The organism is Nocardia sp. NPDC049190, from assembly GCF_040648115.1.
GTDB lineage: Bacteria > Actinomycetota > Actinomycetes > Mycobacteriales > Mycobacteriaceae > Nocardia.
Genome location: NZ_JBEZDE010000094.1, coordinates 1 through 4,814 on the forward strand (window position 1 = coordinate 1; position 4,814 = coordinate 4,814).

Annotated in this window: 4 protein-coding genes and 1 other annotated feature; of the genes, 3 read left to right on the forward strand and 1 reads right to left on the reverse strand. The window is 61.6% G+C overall.

Translation table 11 applies throughout. The features are described 5' to 3' along the window. Nucleotides 1-618: 618 nt before the first annotated feature. On the reverse strand, nt 619-3,180 hold the full coding sequence (locus tag AB0B25_RS31875) for an N-6 DNA methylase (protein ID WP_357187494.1): 2,562 nt from the start codon (nt 3,178-3,180) through the stop codon (nt 619-621). A gap of 193 nt (nt 3,181-3,373) precedes the next feature. Between AB0B25_RS31875 and AB0B25_RS31880 the strand changes: the two genes are divergently transcribed. From AB0B25_RS31880 to AB0B25_RS31890, 3 genes are all read left to right on the forward strand, one after another. Further along, complete coding sequence (locus AB0B25_RS31880; RefSeq protein WP_357187497.1) at nt 3,374-3,697, forward strand: transposase; 324 nt, start codon at nt 3,374-3,376, stop codon at nt 3,695-3,697. Beyond that, nucleotides 3,658-3,786, forward strand: a sequence feature (AL1L pseudoknot). It overlaps the preceding gene by 40 nt. A 40-nt stretch (nt 3,787-3,826) precedes the next feature. Further along, nucleotides 3,827-4,342: an IS3 family transposase gene (locus AB0B25_RS31885; RefSeq protein ID WP_357187498.1), complete on the forward strand. Its 516-nt coding sequence runs from the start codon at nt 3,827-3,829 to the stop codon at nt 4,340-4,342. Nucleotides 4,343-4,356: 14 nt separating this feature from the next. Next, nucleotides 4,357-4,814: helix-turn-helix domain-containing protein (locus AB0B25_RS31890; RefSeq protein WP_357187499.1), on the forward strand; the 458-nt coding region annotated here is incomplete at its 3' end.

Sequence of the window (4,814 nt, forward strand, 5' to 3'; positions counted from 1 at the left end):
AGATGATTTCGACTGCCCTGCAACAGTTTTGCTCTGACAGGGTCGGGATCTCCTACATTCCACCGGGCACGCCCTGGAACAACGGCTTCATCGAAACACGGAACGAAATCACCCGGCTCTATTTCCGGGTGGTCTCGTCATCGGGGACCGCTCAGGGGCCTTGCTGCTTGAGTGCGCGCTCCTCAATCACGCTGCCGAGACAGATAACCCTGCGAAGGCGGTCTGTGAAAGCCACCGCAACCAACAGCTCAGTGAGAATGGCCCGGTCCCCGATATCGGGGACCGGTCAACATCATGAGCGGCAAGGTGATCCCGTTCCGCCGTCGCCGCTGCCCCCGTGCCGTCGCGGTGGCGAATCAGATGATGGCCGAACGTGCCGCGCTGCACGCCGAGCTGACCACCGGCAATGACGGACCGGGCTGCGGCCGCCCCGGCTGCCGTGACTGCGGTGATCACCCGCTCACCTCCACCGAGGCTGACGCCGCCCTTGAGCACGTCAGCGACACCGACGCACAGCGTTACGCATCAACAGCTACGAGATGTGCGACGTGTGCGGAGCGTGGGCACCCATGTTCGTGGACGCCGGTGATCCGCACCGAACGCCTCATTTCGAGTTGGCTACTGATTGAGGATTCCGAACCCGTACTCGGCCTCATCGTCAAGAAGTGCAATCCCACCCTCCGCGCGAGGGGCAACCTTTTGTACCGCCTGCCACGACAGCTCTGATGCTTCGCGCCGCAGCACGATCGCTGTCTTTACGCTGTCGGTGATCTCCACGCGGCGTTTAGCGTCCTTCGGGATTGGCAGCACGAGTTCGGACCACCGGCCGCCTAGGGTGTCGATGATGTCCTGGGTGAACCGTTTGGCGAAGATCTGAGACTTCACCAAGGGTGCCGAGAGCAGGGCGAGTAGCAGGTGCGGGTCGATCTTCTCCTTGTCGACGACCTTGAACTTCAAGATGTGGCTCTGGTAGACGATCTTCCAATCTAGGTCGGTGACGATCGCACAAGTGCCGACGAGGTACGTGCCGTCGCGAACCATGAGGATGTCATTAGGCTCCACGTTCTGCTTCTCGGCGTAAGCGTCGTACAGGGCCTCGCTCAGGCCGTGCTTCGGGTCGCCCTTGATCTGCCAGTTCGCAATGTCGCTCGTCCGGATGAATGGGATAGAGCCGGTCCCGTAGGCGAGCTTTCCAACCTCGTCACCGGTGGACACTTGGATAGTCCCGTCCTCTACAAGGTCACCGAGCCGGACAAGGTCGTGCGTGTCCACGAGTGCCTCGACGGACGCCTTGACCTCGGGATTGTAGTACTTCGGCAAGTAGATCATGTCAGTGATCTCGGCGGAATTCACGACGAAGCCAAGGTGATCGAAATCGAGCTGCACACCATCCCTGTACTTCTCCCACCGCTCGGCAATCTTCGGCAAGTCGTCGAACGGGATCGAATGGCCTCGCGAATCGTGGCCACACCACCGCGCCACAGCCATGAACACCTCGTGTGACTCACCCTCGGGCTCAGCGCCTTTCTCCAGCAGCACCACAGCAGTCTTAGCGTGCGTGTGCGGCTGGAAGAGGTTCTCGTGGACCGAAATGACCGCACGAATCGTCGCCCGGCTAAGGATGTATTGCATGATGTAGCGGTGCGACGGGTTGCACAGCATCGACTCGGGCAGCACGATGCCCATGCGGCCTCCGTCCTTCATCAACTCCAAGCAGCGCTCGATGAAGAGAATCTGGGGTGTCTGCGAGTCGGCACTCTTCTCTGTCATCTCGTACAGCGACGTGCCCCGGACTTTCTTCCACTTCTGTCCGAGGTCATACTGGGTCAACGTGCCGCGTTCGGTTACCTTGAGCTTCTGACCGAACGGTGGGTTCGTCATGATGACGTCGAATTCACCGACTGAGACTTCTTGACGAGTCTTTAATTCCCAATCGCCCATAGGCACGAGCGAGTTCTCGCAGAAGACTCCACCGCGGCCATCACCAAGTAGAGCCATGTAGGCCTTGGCCACCTTGCTGAGGAATTCATCCTTGTCGATTCCCCGGATTTGCCGGATAGCCACCTTCTGCTTCTCAGAGTCGCGCTCGATGTCCGGCCAGTCGAGCTCGTCAGCCTGCTCGTCCACCCGGTCCCACAGCCCCCGGAGAGCCTCGACGAGGAAGCCACCGGAACCGCACGCAGGATCGAGGATCATGTCAGTCACCTTTGGCTGCACGAGCGTGCGGACCAGATGGGTCACGTTGCGCGGGGTGAAAAACTGGCCCTGGCCACCCTTGAGGGAAGGACCGATGAACGTCTCGAAAGCGTCGCCTACGACGTCGCGCTCGCACTCGATGAGGCAGTACTGCTGGAGTTCACCAACGACGTAAGCGATTGATCGATCGTCCAGCTCGATCTCATCACTAGTCGTGAAGACATCCGAGTACTGTCTGATTACCTTCTTGAACGAGTTCTTTACTCGCGCCGCGACGTCGGCCGACGGCTCATCCACGCCAGCGCGGAAGGTCACGACCGCGTTGCGTTTGGTAAAGCGCTCGTCGTAAATCTTGCAAAAAATGAGGTTCATAATCTGCTGTGCCAGGGGCTCATCGCGAGTCATGCCGACCGCATTGGCAGCGAGGTAGTTGCGGATCGACCTGAAGACGGCCTTGAGGTTATGGGTCGGACGCAGGTCGTCCCGCTTAAACAGACCGATATCCTCCACGCGCTGGCCAAAGCGCGGGATGTTCGGGATCTCCTCAAAGGTGACCTGGCCGCGTGCCTCGCGTTTACGAAGGAACAAGCGCTCGTTACCGTTCGTCCACACACCCAGATAGGCACGGGACAGACGCAGATAGTCCTCAAGCTGGTCTCGGCCGTCACGGCGGTCCGGTTTCTTGCACTCAACCACGAGAAACAGGTCCTCGTCGCGGTGCTGTTCGCCAGTGAATACAGCGATGTCAACGGGGTACGTCTTCGCCCGGTCGGAGGGCCTGGCCTTGACATGCCACTGTGGCCTAGTGCGGATGTGAGCTTTCGAGTAACCGTAGTCCTCAACGAGCTGCCGTGCGAACGGCTGTACTGCCAGCATTTCCTCGGGCTTGGCGGGGATGCTCTTGCCCGAGATGAAATCGATGATTCGACCGTCGGGGGCCTCCTCGTCGCTTGGGATAGCGTCAGTCACGGTGTCGTTGGTCACCGGCTCAGGGTAGGGCAGGACGCTGACACAATGCCCGCACACCCGGTCGTTTACGCTGGTACAGCGGGCTGAACCTTCTCCGACCGCGCCCAGGCGCTAACCGGGACAGCATTTGTCGGCCGAGCTCGACAACGAGGCCGCCTGAACCGCCCCGGCTTGTCCGGAGACTTTGTCCTCTGGGAAGGATGGAGTCATGTCAGGTTCGCCGAAGAGGTACCCGCCGGAGTTGCGTGAGCGGGCGGTGCGGATGGTCGTCGAGGTCCGTGACGACTACAAGTCGGAGTGGGCGGCGATCGAGTCCGTGTCGGACAAGCTCGGCATCGGGTCGGCCGAGACTCTGCGCAACTGGATCCGCTGCGGCCAGGTTGATACCGGGCAGCGGCCCGGGGTGACCAGCGAGGCGGCCGAGGAGCTGCGCAAGCTCCGCACCGAAGTGCGAGAGTTGAAGCGTGCCAACGCAATTCTGAAATCGGCAAGCACTTTTTTCGCGGCGGAGCTCGACCGCCACAACAAGTAGTCATCGCGTTCATCGGCCAACACAAGCAGGAGTTCGGCGTCGAGCCGATCTGCAAAGTGCTCACCGAGCATGGCTGCAAGATCGCGTCGTCCACCTACTACGGAGCCCGCAACCGCGCGGCATCCAAGCGTGCTGCCGCCGACGAGGAAGGTCGAGATCACCCGCGTCTACGCCGAGAACTACTCGGTCTACGGCGCGCGCAAGGTGTGGCTCCAGTTGCACCGTGAGGGCCACCAGGTGGCCCGGTGCACCGTGGAACGACTGATGCGTGACCTCGGTCTGCGAGGCGCGTTGCGCGGCAGGGTGAAGCGAACCACCATCGCCGACCCTGCTGCGGATCGCCCGGACGATCTCGTGCGCCGCAAGTTCAACCCACCGGCACCAAATGTGTTGTGGGTAGCGGACTTTACGTACGTATCAACATGGTCGGGATGGGTGTATGTGGCGTTCGTGATCGACGCGTTCGCGCGGCGGATCGTGGGCTGGCGCACCTCCACCTCGATGACGACGCCGCTGGTGTTGGATGCTATCGAGCACGCTATCTGGACTCGCAATCACGAAGGAGTGGAGGATCTTTCGGGATTGATCCATCACAACGACCGCGGCTCGCAAGCTGGATTCAACCGGTCGTCGCAACACCTTTGACCTGGAGGTGTTGAATGGGTGTCCGGGAGCGTCAGCGGGCGGTGCAGTTGTATCGGGGTCAGATTCCGTCGCCGGGGCGGCCGACTGTGGCTTGGCGCGAGGATCGGGTGCGGTTCTGGGCGGCGATTGCGCGTGGAGTGATGACCGAGGACGCGGCGGCCGAAGCGGGGGTGTCCTCACCGGTCGGGTTCCGGTGGTTCCGGCATGCTGGCGGCGTGAATCCTCGTTTGCCTCAGTCGGTTTCGGGACGGTATCTGTCATCGGCCGAGCGCGAGGACATCGCGCTGTGGCGTGCCCAGGGCGCGGGGGTCCGGGAGATCGCCCGTCGGCTCGGCCGGAGTCCGTCGACGATCTCGCGGGAGTTGCGCCGCAACGCTTCCACTCGCACCTACCGCTTGGAATACAAGGCGTCGACAGCGCAGTGGCATGCTGAACGGCGCGCAAGGCGTCCCGAGACCGCCAAACTGGTCGT

Coding starts and splice junctions, on each gene's coding strand:
- AB0B25_RS31880 (WP_357187497.1), top strand. CDS start 3,374: ATGTCAGGTTCGCCGAAGAGGTACCCGCCGGAGTTGCGTGAGCGGGCG.